The sequence below is a fragment of the Caballeronia sp. INML1 genome (genome assembly GCF_023631085.1).
In the GTDB taxonomy this organism is placed as follows: domain Bacteria; phylum Pseudomonadota; class Gammaproteobacteria; order Burkholderiales; family Burkholderiaceae; genus Caballeronia; species Caballeronia turbans.
The window spans coordinates 58,707-75,421 of the sequence record NZ_JALQDT010000018.1 but is presented as its reverse complement, the minus strand read 5'-3'; the positions used below and the strand labels follow the sequence as shown (position 1 = coordinate 75,421).

The 16,715-nt window shown below is 63.8% G+C and carries 15 protein-coding genes; 13 read left to right on the top strand and 2 right to left on the bottom strand.

Annotated features, from left to right (window positions below):
* Positions 1-152 precede the first annotated feature (152 nt).
* From NCR38_RS07315 to NCR38_RS07285, 8 genes are all read left to right on the top strand, one after another.
* A complete protein-coding gene (locus NCR38_RS07315; RefSeq protein ID WP_061121944.1) occupies positions 153-893 on the top strand; it encodes a 3-ketoacyl-ACP reductase in 741 nt (246 codons plus the stop codon).
* A 211-nt stretch (positions 894-1,104) separates the two neighbouring features.
* Positions 1,105-1,680, top strand: a complete 576-nt coding sequence (gene phaR, locus NCR38_RS07310) for a polyhydroxyalkanoate synthesis repressor PhaR (protein ID WP_061121943.1) — start codon at positions 1,105-1,107, stop codon at positions 1,678-1,680.
* A 316-nt stretch (positions 1,681-1,996) separates the two neighbouring features.
* Positions 1,997-2,125, top strand: a complete 129-nt coding sequence (locus tag NCR38_RS34130; protein WP_284502178.1) for a hypothetical protein — start codon at positions 1,997-1,999, stop codon at positions 2,123-2,125.
* A gap of 319 nt (positions 2,126-2,444) precedes the next feature.
* Positions 2,445-3,782, top strand: coding sequence for a 30S ribosomal protein S12 methylthiotransferase RimO (gene rimO / locus NCR38_RS07305; protein WP_061121942.1), 1,338 nt, complete (start codon positions 2,445-2,447; stop codon positions 3,780-3,782).
* A gap of 3 nt (positions 3,783-3,785) precedes the next feature.
* Positions 3,786-4,709, top strand: a complete 924-nt coding sequence (locus tag NCR38_RS07300) for a sugar kinase (RefSeq protein ID WP_250476698.1) — start codon at positions 3,786-3,788, stop codon at positions 4,707-4,709.
* A 43-nt stretch (positions 4,710-4,752) separates the two neighbouring features.
* The gene (bktB, locus tag NCR38_RS07295; protein WP_250476697.1) at positions 4,753-5,937 is read left to right on the top strand and encodes a beta-ketothiolase BktB; all 1,185 of its coding nucleotides are present in this window, start codon (positions 4,753-4,755) and stop codon (positions 5,935-5,937) included.
* Between the two features lie 23 nt (positions 5,938-5,960).
* The gene (locus tag NCR38_RS07290) at positions 5,961-6,602 is read left to right on the top strand and encodes a hypothetical protein (protein WP_250476696.1); all 642 of its coding nucleotides are present in this window, start codon (positions 5,961-5,963) and stop codon (positions 6,600-6,602) included.
* 70 nt (positions 6,603-6,672) lie between these two features.
* Complete coding sequence (locus NCR38_RS07285; RefSeq protein WP_061121938.1) at positions 6,673-7,872, top strand: cystathionine beta-lyase; 1,200 nt, start codon at positions 6,673-6,675, stop codon at positions 7,870-7,872.
* Between the two features lie 712 nt (positions 7,873-8,584).
* Here NCR38_RS07285 and serB read toward each other — a convergent pair.
* Entirely contained in the window at positions 8,585-9,424 is an 840-nt protein-coding gene (gene serB / locus NCR38_RS07280; RefSeq protein ID WP_250476695.1) for a phosphoserine phosphatase SerB, read from the bottom strand.
* A gap of 47 nt (positions 9,425-9,471) precedes the next feature.
* Entirely contained in the window at positions 9,472-10,428 is a 957-nt protein-coding gene (locus tag NCR38_RS07275; RefSeq protein ID WP_061121538.1) for a LysR family transcriptional regulator, read from the bottom strand.
* Positions 10,429-10,528: 100 nt separating this feature from the next.
* Between NCR38_RS07275 and NCR38_RS07270 the strand changes: the two genes are divergently transcribed.
* From NCR38_RS07270 to NCR38_RS07250, 5 genes are all read left to right on the top strand, one after another.
* Complete coding sequence (locus tag NCR38_RS07270; RefSeq protein ID WP_250476694.1) at positions 10,529-11,545, top strand: zinc-binding alcohol dehydrogenase family protein; 1,017 nt, start codon at positions 10,529-10,531, stop codon at positions 11,543-11,545.
* 151 nt (positions 11,546-11,696) lie between these two features.
* Complete coding sequence (locus NCR38_RS07265; protein WP_061121536.1) at positions 11,697-12,248, top strand: DUF6013 family protein; 552 nt, start codon at positions 11,697-11,699, stop codon at positions 12,246-12,248.
* 308 nt (positions 12,249-12,556) lie between these two features.
* Positions 12,557-13,477: a Ku protein gene (locus NCR38_RS07260; RefSeq protein ID WP_250476693.1), complete on the top strand. Its 921-nt coding sequence runs from the start codon at positions 12,557-12,559 to the stop codon at positions 13,475-13,477.
* A gap of 36 nt (positions 13,478-13,513) precedes the next feature.
* Positions 13,514-16,240, top strand: a complete 2,727-nt coding sequence (gene ligD / locus NCR38_RS07255; RefSeq protein WP_250476692.1) for a DNA ligase D — start codon at positions 13,514-13,516, stop codon at positions 16,238-16,240.
* Positions 16,241-16,259: 19 nt separating this feature from the next.
* Entirely contained in the window at positions 16,260-16,565 is a 306-nt protein-coding gene (locus tag NCR38_RS07250; protein WP_409241424.1) for a hypothetical protein, read from the top strand.
* Positions 16,566-16,715: the final 150 nt, after the last annotated feature.

The window sequence follows — 16,715 nt, the reverse complement described above, 5'->3', positions numbered from 1 at the left end:
CGCGATGCGAAGAAGGGCCTGGCGTCGCTGTGCATCGGCGGCGGCATGGGTGTGGCGCTGGCGGTGGAACGTCTGTAGGTCACTGGCAAGATCGGGAAGGGCCAGCGGGCGGAAAGGAGATCGCCGTCCGCATAACGAAAATGGAGTGAGGAATGACGAAGCGCATAGCGTATGTAACCGGCGGGATGGGCGGCATCGGTACCAGCATTTGCCAGCGTCTGCACAAGGATGGCTTCACGGTCGTCGCGGGCTGCGGCCCGAATTCGCCGCGCCGGGTGAAATGGCTGGAAGACCAGAAGGCGCTTGGCTTCGACTTCATCGCCTCGGAAGGCAACGTCGGCGACTGGGAATCGACCAAGAACGCGTTCGACAAGGTTAAGGCCGAAGTCGGCGAGGTCGATATTCTCGTGAACAATGCGGGCATCACGCGCGACGTCGTGTTCCGCAAGATGACGCATGAAGACTGGACCGCGGTCATCGACACGAACCTCACGAGCCTCTTCAATGTGACGAAGCAGGTCATCGACGGCATGGTCGAGCGCGGCTTCGGCCGCATCATCAACATTTCGTCGGTGAACGGCCAGAAGGGGCAATTCGGCCAGACGAACTACTCGACCGCCAAGGCCGGCATTCACGGTTTCACGATGGCGCTCGCGCAGGAAGTGGCGACCAAGGGCGTGACGGTCAACACGGTGTCGCCGGGCTATATCGGCACGGACATGGTGAAGTCGATTCGCCCTGAAGTGCTGGAGAAGATCGTCGCGACGATTCCGGTGCGGCGTCTCGGCACACCTGACGAAATCGGCTCGATCGTCGCGTGGCTCGCGTCCGACGAATCCGGTTTCGCGACCGGCGCGGACTTCTCGCTGAACGGCGGCTTGCACATGGGCTGACGGGCGGGGGGGGGGGGGGGGGGGGGGCGGGGGGGGGGGGGGCGGCGGGCCCCCGCCCCCGCCCCCCCCCCCCCCCCCCCCCCCCCCCCCCCCCCCCCCCCACTCGCCGGGGTACATCAACGATGCGGCGAACATGCAGCAGCGCTTTTTTGCGACAACGCAAGACCTGCTTGCTGCCATCGCAGTAAAGTTTTGCGTTTAAAGGCGTTAAATGACCACCACTACTACTACAAAGAAAGCCGCCGAACGACTTATCAAAAAGTATCCGAACCGTCGGCTGTATGACACGGAAACGAGCACCTACATCACGTTGTCGGATGTGAAGCAACTCGTGCTCGATCAGGAAGACTTCAAGGTGCTGGACGCGAAGTCGAACGACGACCTCACGCGCAGCATCCTTTTGCAGATCATTCTGGAGGAAGAGAGCGGCGGCCTGCCGATGTTCTCCTCTGTCATGCTCTCGCAGATCATCCGCTTCTACGGTCACGCGATGCAGGGGATGATGGGCACGTATCTGGAGAAGAACATCCAGGCGTTCATCGACATCCAGCAAAAGTTGACGGAGCAGAGCAAGGGCATCTACGACGGCAACGCGCTCAACCCGGAAGTCTGGTCGCAGTTCATGAACATGCAGGCGCCGATGATGCAGGGCATGATGACGAGCTACATCGAGCAGTCGAAAAACATGTTCGTGCAGATGCAGGAGCAGATGCAGTCGCAGGCGAAATCGATGTTCAACACATTCCCGTTCCCGACGCCCACGCCTTCGTCGACGGAAAAAAAGTAATCCATTTCAAGGGCGCGTTCGGGCGGCGGGTTGACGCCCCCGTCCTGAGCGAGCGCGCGTCGTGCGCTCGTTGCCCGCCGATCGCCCTCGCCGGATCCTGCGCCCACGCCGAGCCGAAATCCCCGCGATAGGTGTACGACCCATGGTGCGCGAGCTTCGACCGGGCATCCACGAAGACCTTTCCGCCCAGAGCGCGCCAGCGGCGGCAGAACGCGTAGACGTCGAAAGATAGCGTCCGGTTTCACGATCGACCATCACGTCGAAGAAGCGATGACAGTAGCCGTGCAGCGCATCCGGTCTGTATTGCAGTTCAGGCATGCGCGCGATCATCGTCTCGAATACCGCGCGGCGGATGCGCATGAAGCCCGTGGGCGCTTCGACCACTTTCATGAAGCCGTCGCTGTCGATCGGCACGCGCGCGCCCTCGTGCGAATTGACCGGATAACGCAGCGCGCGTCAGAAGCTGCTCTCGCGCGAGGCCGGCGGGAGCGCGAAGGAAATGCGCGACGGCTTCGTTGCGCGCGCGGGTCACGAGACTTTCACCGGAGCGGAGGCGCACCGAGCCTTGCACGCCGAGGCGCCACAGCGCGTTGGTCAGGGTGAGCATGCCGGTGGGACAGAGCGGCGTCGGATGCGCGGAATCGGCCTCCCCGACACTCCGGGGTAAAATATTGGATTGGCCTCGTGCGCTCCCACAAGACACTCTTCCCGTGAAAAATTCTTTAGATTCAACTGCCCGGACGACTCCCGCGCCGAAGATCGGCATGGTTTCGCTCGGCTGCCCGAAAGCACTTGTAGATTCCGAGCAGATCATGACTCAGCTGCGCGCCGAAGGTTACGAAATCTCCGGCACCTATGACGGCGCGGATCTCGTCGTCGTCAACACTTGCGGCTTCATCGACGAAGCCGTGCAGGAAAGCCTCGACGCCATCGGCGAGGCATTGAACGAGAACGGCAAGGTCATCGTGACCGGCTGCCTCGGCGCGAAAAAGAGCGCAAGCGGCTCAGGTCTGATCGAGGAAGTGCATCCAAAAGTGCTCGCCGTCACCGGTCCGCACGCGACCAACGAAGTGATGAACGCCGTGCACGCGCACCTGCCGAAACCGCACGACCCGTTCACCGATCTCGTGCCGCCCGCCGGCATCAAGCTCACGCCGCGCCACTACGCGTACCTGAAGATTTCGGAAGGCTGCAATCATCGTTGCACGTTTTGCATCATTCCGTCGATGCGCGGCGATCTCGTGTCGCGCCCCGTCGCGGAAGTCATGCTCGAAGCCGAAAATCTCTTCAAGTCCGGCGTCAAGGAGCTGCTCGTCATTTCGCAGGACACGAGCGCATACGGTGTCGACGTGAAGTACCGCACGGGTTTCTGGAACGGCAAGCCGCTCAAGACACGCATGACCGACCTCGTCGGCGCGCTCGGCGAACTGGCCGCGCAATACGGCGCATGGGTGCGGCTGCACTATGTCTATCCGTATCCGAGCGTCGATGACGTGATCCCGATGATGGCCGAAGGCCCGCTGCGCGGCCACGTGCTGCCGTATCTCGACGTGCCGTTCCAGCACGCGCATCCCGAGGTGCTGAAACGCATGAAGCGTCCGGCGAACGCCGAGAAGGTGCTCGAGCGCGTCAGGACGTGGCGTGAAATCTGTCCCGACCTGACCATTCGCAGCACGTTCATCGCGGGCTTTCCGGGCGAGACGGAAGAGCAGTTCCAGACGCTGCTGGACTTCCTCGAGGAAGCGGATCTGGATCGCGTCGGCTGCTTCGCGTATTCGCCGGTCGAAGGCGCCACCGCGAACGAACTCGACGGCGCGCTGCCCGACGAAGTGCGCGAGGAACGCCGCGCGCGCTTCATGGAGCTGGCCGAAGAGCTTTCGGCGAAGCGCATGAAGAAGAAGGTCGGCAAGACGCTGAAGGTGCTCGTCGACGAAGTGGGCACGGACGGCGGCATCGGCCGCACGGCGGCGGATGCGCCGGAAATCGACGGCGTCGTCTACATCGCGCCGGCGACGAAGGCATCGAAGCGCTACAAGGCCGGCGACTTCGTGTCGGTGAAGATCACCGGCGCCGATGGCCACGATCTCTGGGGCGAGGTGTAACCCATGCCGCAAACGCCGCACATTCTCGCGCTCGGCGAGGCGATGATCGAGTTCAATCAGTCGACGCGCGACCGGCCGGAGTATCTGCAAGGCTTCGGTGGCGACGTCTCGAATTTCCTCATCGCTGCGTCGCGCCAGGGCGCGGCGACGGGCTTCGCGTCGGCGGTCGGCAACGATCACTTCGGGCAATTGCTGCTCGATCTGTGGCGTGCCGAAAACGTCGGTACATCGACGGTTCGCGTGGACCACGATGCGCCCACGGGCGTTTATTTCGTGTCGCACGGCGAGAACGGGCACCGCTTCGACTATCTGCGCGCGGGCTCGGCGGCGAGCCGCTATGCGCCGGCGCATCTGCCGCTCGACGCGATCGCGGCGGCGAAGGTCGTGCACCTGTCGGGCATCAGCCTCGCGATCGGCGTATCGGCGTGCGACGCCGCGCTGGCTGCGATCGATCACGCGCGCACGCACGGCGTGAAGGTCAGCTTCGATACGAACCTGCGCCTGAAGCTGTGGCCGCTCGCACGCGCACGCGCGGTGATGCTCGAAGCGATCCGCTCGACCGATATCTGCCTGCCGAGCTGGGACGACGTCACCTTGCTCACGGGCCACGAAGACAAGGACGCGATCATCGACGCGCTGCTGAATATGGGCCCGAAGGTCGTCGCGCTGAAACTCGGCAAGGAAGGCGCGTATATCGCGACACCCGATGAGCGGCGCGTCGTACCGGGCCGCGTCGTGAAGGCGGTCGATGCGACCGGTGCGGGCGATTGCTTCGGCGGCGCGTTCATCGCGCGCATCGTCGCGGGCGACGATCCCTTCGCGGCGGCGCGCTATGCGAACGTCGCGGCGGCTTTATCGACGCAAGGCTTCGGCGCGGTCGCACCGATCCCGGACAGGGCCACGGTCGAGCGCGCGCTCGGCGAATGACGAATCCATGACCTGTTGAACACAACCAAGCGGAGACGGCAACATGCAACGTGAAGTAGTGGTGGTAAGCGGCGTGCGCACGGCAATCGGCGATTTCGGCGGCTCGCTTAAGGATTTCTCCCCGACCGATCTCGGCGCGCGCGTCGTGCGCGAGGCGCTTTCGCGTGCACATGTCGCGGGCGACGAAGTCGGCCATGTGGTGTTCGGCAATGTCGTTCATACCGAGCCGCGCGACATGTATCTCGCACGCGTCGCGGCGATCGATGGCGGCGTCAGCCAGCACGCGCCCGCGCTCACGGTGAACCGGCTGTGCGGCTCGGGCCTGCAGGCGATCGTGTCGGCGGCGCAGTCGATTCTTCTCGGCGATGCGGATGTCGCGATCGGCGGCGGCGCGGAAAACATGAGCCGCGCGGCCTACATCATGCCCGCCGCGCGCTTCGGCCAGCGCATGGGAGACACGCGCATCGTCGACATGATGGTCGGCGCGCTGAACGATCCGTTCGACAAGATCCACATGGGCGTGACCGCCGAGAACGTCGCGCAGAAGTTCGGCATCACGCGCGAGATGCAGGATGCGCTCGCGCTCGAATCGCATCGTCGCGCGGCGAAGGCGACCGAAGCCGGCTACTTCAAGGAACAGATCCTGCCGATCACGCTCGCGTCGAAGAAGGGCGACACCGTGTTCGACCGCGACGAGCACGTGCGCATGAACGCGAGCGCCGAAGACTTCGCCAAGCTCAAGCCGGTCTTCGCGAAGGAGAACGGCACGGTGACGGCGGGCAACGCGTCGGGCATCAACGACGCGGCGGCGGCCGTCGTGCTGATGGAGCGCGGCGTCGCGGAAAAGCGCGGCGCGAAGCCGCTCGCCCGCCTCGTCGCCTACGCGCATGCGGGCGTCGATCCGAAGATCATGGGCATCGGCCCGGTGCCGGCGACGCAGAAGGTACTGGAACGCGCGGGCCTGTCCGTGAACGATCTCGACGTCATCGAAGCGAACGAAGCGTTTGCCGCGCAGGCGTGCGCCGTGTCGCAGGAACTGAAGCTCGATCCCGCGAAGGTCAATCCGAACGGCTCGGGCATTTCGCTCGGGCATCCGATCGGCGCGACCGGCGCGCTCATCACCGTGAAGGCGCTGTACGAGCTGCAGCGCATCGGCGGGCGTTACGCGCTCGTGACGATGTGCATCGGCGGCGGGCAGGGCATCGCGGCGATTTTCGAGCGCATTTGAAGGACCGAAGGATGATGCAAAGCATGAAGGGGCCGCGCCTGCTCGCGGCCTTTGCGATCTCGACCGCGCTCTTCGCGCTGACGGGCTGCAATTCGCCGATGCCGCCCGGTTCGTCCGGCGCGTCGGGCGTTCTGCCGCCCGATCAGCGCGAACCGGCGGGCGCGGACGCGCACGGCGCGCAGGCCGCCATCAAGGAGCTTGCGCTGCCGCCCCGCAAGCCCCTCACGCCGAATCCGGAATACGCGCGTTTTCCGCGCTATGTCGGCACGCTCGGCGACAGGCAGATCGAGATGAAGCTCGGCGCGAAAACCGACGAGCCGTCCGGCGTGCACGGCGAGTACAAGTTCGCCGGCAGTCCGAGCGTGGTTCTGGTCGCGGGCGATCGCGACGGCGACACGCTCGAGATCGAGGAATCGAACGACGGCACGCATATCACGGGCAACTGGGTCGGCAAGTTCGCGGCGGACGGCAGCGTGTCGGGCGAACGCATGGACCCGGACGATTCGAACGCGCAGCCGTTCGATCTGCGCCCGGCGGTAGCCGGCCAAACCTTGCCGCCGATGAACGCGGGCAAGGCGCCGCCCGCGCCGTCGCTGGAACCAGCGCCCCCTCTGCCGCCGAAGAATGCCGTGGGCGGCACGAGCAACGTCATCATCGGCGAATAGCGCGTCTTGTCTTCACGCCGCCGGGCGTTTCCGGCGGCGGCTTTTCTTTACTTCGCTTCACACAGCCCTCATGACCGATTCCAGCAACAACGCCCCCGACCGCGACCTGCAGACGCGCATCGTGCAGCCCGAGGACCGCATCACGCCCGGCTTCGAGTCGTTTTCGGTGCCGGTCGCGCGCGCGTCGACGGTGGTCTTCCCCGATCTCGCGACGATGCGCTCGCTCGTCTGGAGCGACGATTCCAGATGGCGCTACGGCCTGCACGGCACGCCGACGACCATCGCGCTCGCGCAGCGTCTCGCCGCGATCGAAGGCGGCGAATACGCGCTCCTGCAGCCGTCGGGGCTCGCGGCGATCTCCAACGTCTACTTCGGCCTGATGAAGGCGGGCGATCACGTGCTCGTGCCCGACAACGCCTATTCGCCGAACCGCGATCACGCCGACTGGCTCGTCGCGGACTTCGGGCTCGAAGTGACGTACTACGATCCGATGACCGGCGCGGGCATCGCCGATGCGATCCGTCCGAACACGAAGCTGATCTGGCTCGAAGCGCCCGGCTCGGTGACGATGGAAGTGCAGGACGTGCCGGCGATCGTCGCCGTCGCGCGCGCGAAAGGCATCGTCACGGCGATCGACAACACGTATTCCGCGGGCCTTGCGTTCAAGCCGTTCGAGCATGGCGTCGACATCTCCGTGCAGGCGCTGACGAAGTATCAATCGGGTGGCAGCGACATCCTGATGGGCGCGACCATCACGCGCAATCCGGAATTGCACAAGAAGCTCAAGCGCGCGCGCATGAGAATGGGCATCGGCGTATCGGCGGACGATGCATCGCTCGTGCTGCGCAGCCTGCCGTCAATGAAGGCGCGTTACGAAGCGCACGACCGCACGGCGTTTGCGCTCGCGCAATGGCTGAAGACGCGGCCTGAAGTGACGGCGGTGCTGCATCCGGCGCTGGAGGATTGTCCGGGTCACGCGTTCTACGAGCGTGACTTCAAGGGCGGCGCGGGCGGCCTGTTCTCGATCGTGTTCGATGGCCGTTACACCGCGGCACAAGTCGATGCATTCGTCGAAGCGCTCGACCTGTTCTCGATCGGCTGGAGTTGGGGCGGCGCGCACAGCCTTGCGATGCCCTACAACGTTTCTTCGATGCGCACTGCGTCGCAATGGCCGCATGAGGGGGTGCTGGTGCGCTTCTATGTGGGCCTGGAAGCGGAAGCGGACTTGCGCGGGGATCTGGAAGCTGCGCTTGTCAAGGCGTTCGCCTGAAGCGTATTGGGTAACTTTCGGTGGGTGGTTTCGCCGGATCCCGTTTTCTTTGTGGTTTATTAGCGCTGCCCCTATGCGGGGCGGCAGTCACTTTCTTTGCAGCTGCAAAGAAAGTAACCAAAGAAAGCAGCTCGAGACGCCCGCGGTCACACGCAGTTTGGCCATGCTTGCCAGCCGATCGTGGGCTGCCTAAGTGTCGCCCTCAAAGGTTTGACCGGGCTTGGCTCGCGCACGGTCTGTCACCGCGCGTCGCACAGCGGAGCGGTTCAGCACCAAATGGCTCCGGCCCGCTTCGCGGCCGACCGGTCAATCGGGTCTGCCCGAACTTTCGTTACTAACGCCTCCATCTCACTGCAAGTGCAGACCGATGTTGTCCCTTGCAGACCCGTCGGCAGCGCGTAGCGCTGTGCCGGAGCTATTTGGTGCTGAACCAGCGCAGTTGAACGACTAGCTTGTCAGACCGTGCGCGATCCACGCCCGATGGGGCCTATGAGGGCACTCGCTACTGAGCCCACGATCGGCTGGCAAGCATGGCCAAAACTGCGTGTGACCGCGGGCCTAGCAAGCTGCTTTCTTTGGTTACTTTCTTTGCAGCAGCAAAGAAAGTGACTGCCGCCCCGCACAGGGGCAACGCTAATAAACCAAAAAGAAAACGGGATCCGGCGATGCCTGAGTGAACGGCAATACCCCCCACGCGCCGTTTCCAAACCGTTCAGAACAGCCGCAACAATCCGTCGAGCCCGACAAAGTTAAACGCGACGCTCGCCGACTGCCGCACGACCGGCTTCGCACGGAACGCCACCGACAAGCCGGCTTCGGCCATCATCTTCAGATCGTTCGAGCCGTCGCCCATCGCAATGGCGCGCTTCGGATCAATGCCGATCTTCGCGCAAGTCTCGATCAGCGTGCGCGCCTTCACATCCGCATTCACGATGTCGCCGACGACCTTGCCGGTCAGCTTGCCATCGACGATCTCGAGCGTGTTCGCTCGCGTGTAATCGAGGCCGAGGCGCGCCTTTAGCCGCTCGGTGAAGAACGTGAACCCGCCCGACACGAGCAGCGTCTTCAAGCCGGCGGCCCGCGCGCCTTCGAGCATCCGTTCCGCGCCCGGCGAAAGCGCGAGGCGTTCTTCGTAGACACGTTCCAGCGCGCTCGCGTCGAGGCCCTTCAGCAGCGCGACACGCCGCGTGAGGCTTTCGTTGAAATCCTTGATCTCGCCGCGCATCGACGCTTCCGTGATCGCCGCGACCTCGGCCTTCAGCCCGCAGAAATCGGCGATCTCGTCGATGCATTCGATCGTGATGAGCGTCGAGTCCATGTCCATCGCGACGAGGCCGAAATCCGCGAGTTTCGCGTTCGGTTCGACGTAAGCGTAGTCCAGTCCATGCGCGCCGCAGTAGGCGTCGATATCGGGGCGCTGAAGCGGATCGGCGTCGATCAGGCGCAGCAGCGTGTCGTCCACGCGTCGAGTCTCTTGCGAGCCCGCGAGCGCAGCGAGCGGCCGCAAATGTGAATCGGAGATCGGGGCGGGGCTTTGAATGACGAGATTCATCGGGATGCAAGCGAACGAAGGCAAGAAACCGCCATTGTAAAGAACCTTCAGCGCTGCACGCGCGCCGGATCGACGTCCCAGTAAGGCGGCTCGCCGAACTGCGCCGCCAGGAAGTCGATGAACGCGAGCGTCTTCGGCGGCACGAACGCGCGGCTCGGATACACGGCCCAGATCGCGACGGTCTGCGCGAGCGGATAGTCATCGAGCACGGTGACGAGTTCGCCGCTCGCGAGCAGGGGCGCGACGCTCCACGTCGATTTGAGCCCGATGCCGATACCCGCCGCGAGCGCATCGCGGATCACTTCGCCGTTATCCGTCACGAGCCGCCCCGACACGCGCACGTCGATCACGCCGGTCGGCGTCACGAAACTCCAGTCGCGCTGATCGGCGAGTATCACGCATTCGTGCCCGGCGAGATCGGCCGGATGACGCGGCGTGCCGTGCGCGGCGAGATACGCGGGCGACGCGCACAGCACGCGCCGGTTGCTCGCGAGCTTCCGGGCGACGAGCGTCGAATCCTTCAGCGCACCGATGCGGATCGCGAGGTCGATGCCTTCGTCGACGAGATCGACGATCTGGTCGGTCATGCGCAACTCGACCGTCACGCCGGGATACGCGCGCAGAAACGCGGGAATGAGCGGCGAGATGTGTTGGCGACCGAGCGACGAGGGCATCGTCACGCGCAGGCGGCCGTGCGGATGCGCCCGTGCGCGCCCGACCGACGCGCGCGCGGCCTCGGCGGCGTCGAGCAGCTCGCGCGCGTGCGCCGCGAAGATTTCGCCTTCCTGCGTGACGGAAACGCGCCGCGTCGTGCGATGCAAAAGCCGCGTGCCGAGCATGCGCTCCAGCCCCGCGATGCGCGCGCTCGCCACCGCGGGCGATAAGCCGAATTCACGCGCCGCCGACGACAGATTCGCGAGCGCCGCCGCACGCATGAACAGGCCGACATCGAGCAGATCGAGCCGTTCGCGGTGTGTGCCGTCCGTCAAAGGATCGCTCGCCATTCGATGGATTTCCCGAAAAATGTTTCATGGATTATGACCGTTTTACAGAGAGCGATCGGGCAGTATGATCAATTCAACATCCACTTCACGGAGCACGAACATGAAAGCCATCGGCCTCACGCGTTACCTTCCGATTTCCGATCCCGAATCGCTCGTCGACATCGAGCTCGACAAGCCCACGCCGACGGGCCGCGACCTGCTCGTGAAAATCGAGGCGATCGCCGTCAATCCCGTCGACACGAAAGTGCGCGCGCCGAAGGACAAGGTCGAAGTAGCGCCGCGCGTGCTCGGCTGGGACGCGGCGGGCGTCGTGGAGGCGGTCGGGCCCGAGGTCACGCTGTTCAAACCCGGTGACCCGGTCTACTACGCGGGGGACATCACGCGGCAGGGCGCGAACAGCGAGTTCCATCTGATCGACGAGCGTATCGTCGGCGCGAAGCCGAAGTCGCTCGATTTCACCTGCGCCGCCGCGCTGCCGCTCACGACCATCACCGCGTGGGAAGCGCTCTTCGAGCGGCTGCGCGTGTCGGCGGAAGGCAAGGATGCGGGCAAGTCGGTGCTGATCATCGGCGGGGCGGGCGGCGTTGGCTCGATCGGCATCCAGCTCGCCAAGCGCGTCGCGAAGCTTCAGGTGATCGCCACGGCCTCGCGGCCCGAATCGGCGAAATGGGCGGAGGATCTCGGCGCGGATTACATCGTCAATCACTTCGGGGACATTCCGAAGCAAATGAAGGACATCGGCTTCCCGCAAGTGGATTACGTGCTGATCTTCAACGACACCGACAAGCATTTCCCCGCGGCCGCCGAAGTCATCAAGCCGCAAGGCGGCATCGCGACCATCGTCGAGAACGCGAAGCCGGTGCCGGTCGAATTGCTGAAATCGAAGAGCGCGGCGTTTCATTGGGAGTTCATGTTTACGCGCGCGATGTTCAAGACGCCCGACATGATCGAGCAGCACAAACTGCTTTCCGAAGTGGCGCGGCTGATCGACGCAGGCACGATCCGCACGACCGTCGGCCGCGATCTCGGCAAGATCAATGCGGCGAATTTACGCGAGGCGCATCGGCTGCTCGAAGAAGGGCGCACGGTCGGCAAGCTCGTGCTGACCGGCTTCTGAGCGCGCATTGACGAACGTCATCGACCTCTCTGCGCACGCGGGTTTTCCACTAGGATGAGCCGGGATGCAGGGCGCTAGACTGAAACCGCCCGCAGTACGCCGGCGCCGCGCGGCGCCGGCCTTCCTTAGCGCTCGTTACGGAGGTGGCGACATGAGTCGTCGTTTGATCGTTCGTCGCATCGTTTCCGTCGCTGCGCTCGCAATGTTCGCAGCGACAGCCCACGCGACGCCAGGCATCAAGGTTCTCTCCGAAGCGCCCAATGACGGCCCCATCAGGTACACGGTGAAGATGGCGTCGAAGAGTTTCGGCAACGAGCAGGAAACGCGTACCATCCGCTCCGGCCAGACCGACGACTTCACCTGGCAGGGCACGGCACCGGGCGGCGCGCAGGCCGTGCCGGATGACTGCCCGCAGGCGGCGTCGGTGCCGAAGAGCGCAAACGGCCAGGCGGTGCGGCAGGTGCAGATCCGCTTCGCGCCGGTCGTCGCCGACAACGGTTCTGCGAATGTGCAGATCAGCTTTCGCGCCTACGCGCCGAAGGGCACGAGCAAGGTGACCGTGGGCGGTAAAACTCTGCAATGCCCGGTCGACAATCGTTTCAGCCAGATCGTGCGTTTCTCGATGCCGACGTCCACGGGCTCGAAGAAAACCGTCACGCTCGACGACGGCACGCAGTTGACCGTCACCGCGAGCCGTAAATAACCGTCATCGTCATGACGTGCCGATTTCGATCGGCCTATTTAGTAAGTTAGCTTGCAACTAACGGTCTTTATCTCCTCCGCCTCCGAATTCCCCGCGTTCGGTCACCCTCAGTAAAGCCTACAGATCGGTGAGTCGAATCGTTTCGCGGTAAACCTGATTGTCCATGCGCTGCGCACGTCCGGGCTTGCGCGCCTTCTGGCACGCTTCGTGCGAATCTCGTCGATACCGCGCGAATGGCGGTGCGAAAACGCCTCGGCGCGAGCGCCCGGGCGAACCCATCGACTCGACCCGACAGCGAAGGTGCCGTGATGCCGCACATGATCTGGAAAGGCGCGATCAGCTTCGGGCTGGTCCACGTCCCCGTACAACTCTATCCGGCGACGCAGTCGGAGAAGGTCGGCTTCAACCTCCTCGACAAGCGCTCGATGGATCCGATCGGCTACAAGCAGATCAACAAGAACACGGGCAAGGAAGTCACGCGCGATGACATCGTGCGCGGCTTCGAGTACGAGAAGGGAAAGTATGTCGTGATGACCGACGCCGAAATCCGCGCGGCCAATCCCGAATCGACGCAGACGGTCGACATCCTCGCCTTCGTCGATGCGCCCGAAATCTCCTTTCTGTCGCTCGATACGCCTTACTATCTCGCGCCCGATCGCAAGGGCGAAAAGGTCTACGCGCTCTTGCGCGACGCACTGAAGGACACCGGCAAGGTCGGCATCGCGAGCGTCGTGCTGCATAACAAGCAGCATCTCGCGGCGTTGATCCCCGTCGGTCCCGCGCTCGCGCTCAATACGCTGCGCTGGGGCGACGAAGTGCGCGACTTCAGCCAGTTCAAGTTCCCCGACGAAGACACGAAGAAGGCCGGCGTCACGCCGAAGGAACTGGAGATGGCAAAACGCCTCATCGACGACATGAGCGACTCATGGGATCCAGCGAAGTATCACGACACCTTCAAGGACGACATCATGGCGCTCGTCGACAAGAAGGTGAAGGAAGGCAAGATCGCCGAAGTGATGAAGATCGAAGAGGGCGGCGAAGAAAAAGCGTCCGCCGAGATTCTGGATCTGTCGGAGTTGCTCAAGCGCAGTCTGAAGAAAGGCGGCGCGCCCAAACGCGGCGCCAAGGCGGCGCAATCCGATGACGAAACCGGTGACGACGCCGGCGACGAATCCCGTGAAGAAAAGGCGCGCCCGGCACGCAAGACGACGCGTCGCAAGCGCGCGTGAGCGCCGGAGTCACGCATAGGTCACGCATAGACGACGATGGCTGACAAACTCGATACCTATCAGCGCAAGCGCAGCTTCGACAAGACGCCTGAGCCGTCCGGCGCCGCGAAACGCAGTGCGCGCGCGAAGCAATCCGCGGATCAGGCGCTGTCGTTCGTGATTCAGGAACACGACGCCCGCCGTCTTCATTACGACTTCCGTCTCGAGCTCGACGGCACGCTCAAATCGTGGGCGGTGCCCAAAGGGCCGAGCCTCGATCCATCGGTCAAGCGGCTCGCGGTGCATGTCGAAGATCATCCGCTCGACTACGGCTCCTTCGAAGGCGACATTCCCGAGGGCAACTACGGCGCAGGCAGCGTCATCGTATGGGATCGCGGCACGTGGGCGCCGCAGTCGGGCAGCATCGAGGAAGCCGCGCGCGAGTACGAGAAAGGCAAGCTCAAGTTCATCCTCGACGGCGAGAAGCTGCACGGCGGCTGGACGCTCGTGAAGAGTCACATGCGCGGCAGCGGCGACAAGGAGCAGTGGCTGCTCATCAAGGAACGGGACGACGAAGCGCGTCCCGAAGCCGAATACGACATCCTGCTGAAGAAGCCAGGCAGTGTGATGTCGGCATCGCTCGGCGCGCGCGACAAGAGCGGTGCCATTCGCGAGCGCACCGAAAGCAAGGCCGCCGCGAAGAAAGCGCCGGCACGAAAAACGATCAGCAAGGAAGCGAACGGACACGCGCATCCGGATATCGTCGCGAATCGCAGCGACGAGTCGTTGCGCACGTTGTCGCACGAACCCGCGATCGAAGGCGCAGTCAAGGCGAAGCTGCCCGCGACTTTCAAGCCGCAGCTCGCGACGCTCGTCGATGCCGCGCCTCCCGGCGATGATTGGGCATACGAAATAAAGTTCGACGGCTATCGCATACTCGCGCGCGTTGAAACGATCAAGGGCAAGCGCGAGATCCAGATCTTCACGCGCAACGGCAACGACTGGACCGCGAAGTTTTCGAAGCAGGTGAAGGCGCTCGACAGGCTCGATATCGAAAGCGGCTGGCTCGACGGTGAAGCCGTGGTGCTCGACGATCGCGGCCTGCCCGATTTTCAGGCGCTGCAAAACGCGTTCGACGTGGGACGCCCGCAGGACATCGTCGTGTATTTCTTCGACGTGCCATATCTGAACGGCTACGACCTGCGCAACGTGCCGATCGTGCAGCGCCGCGCGATTTTGAAGGCGCTCATCGAGCCTGTCGACGATCCTGTTTTGCGCTATTCGCGGGACTTCGCCTTTCACGCCGACGATCTCCTCAAGAGCGCATGCGACATGGCGCTCGAAGGGATCATCGGCAAGCGTATCGACAGCACGTATGTCTCGGGGCGAAGCGCGTCGTGGATCAAGCTCAAGTGCCGTCGCCGGCAGGAGTTCGTCATCGGCGGCTACTCGGAACCCTCGGGCAGCCGCGGGCAGTTCGGCGCGCTCCTGCTCGGCGTCTACGACACGCACGGCAAGCTGCAATACGCGGGGCGCGTGGGAAGCGGCTTCGATCACGCGACGCTCGTCGCAGTGAAGAAGGAACTCGACAAGCGCGAAGTGAAGCGCATGCCGTTCGCGAGCGAGCCGCAGGAACGCAGCCGCACGCCTGTGCATTGGGTGAAGCCCGAGCTCGTAGCCGAATGCAATTTCGCGGAATGGACCAAGGAGCGTATCGTGCGACAAGCCTCGTTCGTCAGCCTGCGGGACGATAAGCCCGCGCGTCAGATCGTGAAGGAAGAGCCGGCATCGGCGAAGAAGGTGGCATCGAAGACGGCCGCTAAGAAGACACCTGTAAAGAAGACGCCTGCAGAGAAGACCGTGACGAAGGCCAGGACGAGTTCGGCCGAAATCGAAGGCGTGAAGATCAGCCATCCGGATCGCGTAATCGACAAATCGACCGGCTTGCGCAAGATCGATGTCGTCGAGTACTACGCGTCGGTCGCCGACTGGATGCTGCCGCATCTGAAGGACCGGCCGGTGTCCCTCGTGCGGGCGCCGGAGGATATCGGCGGCGAGCTGTTCTTTCAGAAGCACAGCGCGAAGCTCGCGATTCCGCATATCACCCAGCATCCCGATATCGATCCGGGGCATCCGCCGCTGCTGACGATCGAATCGTCGCAGGCGCTCGTCGGCACCGCGCAGATGGGCACGATCGAGCTGCATACATGGAACGCGGTGGCATCGAACATCGAGAAGCCGGATCGCATGGTGTTCGATCTCGATCCGGGCGAAGGCGTCGGGTGGGAACGCATGGTCGAGGCCGCGAAGCTGACGAAGGATCTGCTCGCCGAACTCGGCCTCACGTCGTTCTGCAAGACGAGCGGCGGCAAGGGCTTTCATGTGGTCGTGCCGCTCGCGAAGCAGGCGGGCTGGGACGAGATGAAGGCGTTCTCACAGGCGGTCGCGCAGCATATGGCGAGCACGCTGCCCAAGCTCTTCTCCGCGAAGATGGGCATGCAGAACCGCAAGGGCAAGATCTTCATCGACTATCTGCGCAACAACCGCGGGTCGAGCACGGTCGCGGCGTTTTCGCTGCGCGCGCGGCCGGGGCTCGGCGCGTCGATGCCGCTTTCGTGGGATGAACTCGACGACGTGAAGAGCGGCGATCAATGGAGCATCGGCAACGTGCGCGAGCGGCTCGATACGTTGCAGGGCGATCCTTGGGCGGGCTACGACAAGGCGCGTCAAAGAATCACGGCCGAGATGAAGAAGCGGCTCGGCATGGACGGCTCGCGCAAGTGAGCGTCCACACAGGGAGACGATGATGAAGCAGACGAACATCACGCCGGCGAGCGCGCCCGAACGCGGACGCGAGATGGCGAGCAAGGACCGCGAGACACAGGCGCATGACGATGCGTCGAAGGCGCCGCTGCCTCACGAGACGGATCAGAACGTCGAATCGCAGCATGAGGATCAAGCGCGCGACGTCGGCACGCAGGCCCACGAAGACATCGAACGCGGCCTCGTCGATACGGATCGACGAGGCGGCGGCGACTATCAGCGAGACACGCAGCGCGACGATCTTGCGAACGTCAACACCGACGAAAGGCGCTCGCGCGAGCCATGAACCGAACGGTGAAAGCCTTGGCGAATGGCACCGCGCAAGCCGCTTGCGTAGAATGAACCGTTGAACATGAACAGGTTTGGAAGGCAACGTTTGCGGCGTTTTTTCTACCGATGCGCCCGATCCAGGTCCGCGCAAAACCGGTAAGCCCTT

What these genes read in the sequence shown, in the direction of transcription:
- rimO (WP_061121942.1), top strand. Translation starts at nt 2,445, where the DNA reads ATGGTTTCGCTCGGCTGCCCGAAAGCACTTGTAGATTCCGAGCAGATC.
- bktB (WP_250476697.1), top strand. Translation starts at nt 4,753, where the DNA reads ATGCAACGTGAAGTAGTGGTGGTAAGCGGCGTGCGCACGGCAATCGGC.
- NCR38_RS07285 (WP_061121938.1), top strand. Translation starts at nt 6,673, where the DNA reads ATGACCGATTCCAGCAACAACGCCCCCGACCGCGACCTGCAGACGCGC.
- NCR38_RS07260 (WP_250476693.1), top strand. Translation starts at nt 12,557, where the DNA reads ATGCCGCACATGATCTGGAAAGGCGCGATCAGCTTCGGGCTGGTCCAC.
- serB (WP_250476695.1), bottom strand. Translation starts at nt 9,424, where the DNA reads ATGAATCTCGTCATTCAAAGCCCCGCCCCGATCTCCGATTCACATTTG.
- NCR38_RS07265 (WP_061121536.1), top strand. Translation starts at nt 11,697, where the DNA reads ATGAGTCGTCGTTTGATCGTTCGTCGCATCGTTTCCGTCGCTGCGCTC.
- NCR38_RS07270 (WP_250476694.1), top strand. Translation starts at nt 10,529, where the DNA reads ATGAAAGCCATCGGCCTCACGCGTTACCTTCCGATTTCCGATCCCGAA.
- NCR38_RS07315 (WP_061121944.1), top strand. Translation starts at nt 153, where the DNA reads ATGACGAAGCGCATAGCGTATGTAACCGGCGGGATGGGCGGCATCGGT.
- NCR38_RS34130 (WP_284502178.1), top strand. Translation starts at nt 1,997, where the DNA reads ATGCGCGCGATCATCGTCTCGAATACCGCGCGGCGGATGCGCATGAAG.
- NCR38_RS07290 (WP_250476696.1), top strand. Translation starts at nt 5,961, where the DNA reads ATGAAGGGGCCGCGCCTGCTCGCGGCCTTTGCGATCTCGACCGCGCTC.
- phaR (WP_061121943.1), top strand. Translation starts at nt 1,105, where the DNA reads ATGACCACCACTACTACTACAAAGAAAGCCGCCGAACGACTTATCAAA.
- NCR38_RS07300 (WP_250476698.1), top strand. Translation starts at nt 3,786, where the DNA reads ATGCCGCAAACGCCGCACATTCTCGCGCTCGGCGAGGCGATGATCGAG.
- ligD (WP_250476692.1), top strand. Translation starts at nt 13,514, where the DNA reads ATGGCTGACAAACTCGATACCTATCAGCGCAAGCGCAGCTTCGACAAG.
- NCR38_RS07275 (WP_061121538.1), bottom strand. Translation starts at nt 10,428, where the DNA reads ATGGCGAGCGATCCTTTGACGGACGGCACACACCGCGAACGGCTCGAT.
- NCR38_RS07250 (WP_409241424.1), top strand. Translation starts at nt 16,260, where the DNA reads ATGATGAAGCAGACGAACATCACGCCGGCGAGCGCGCCCGAACGCGGA.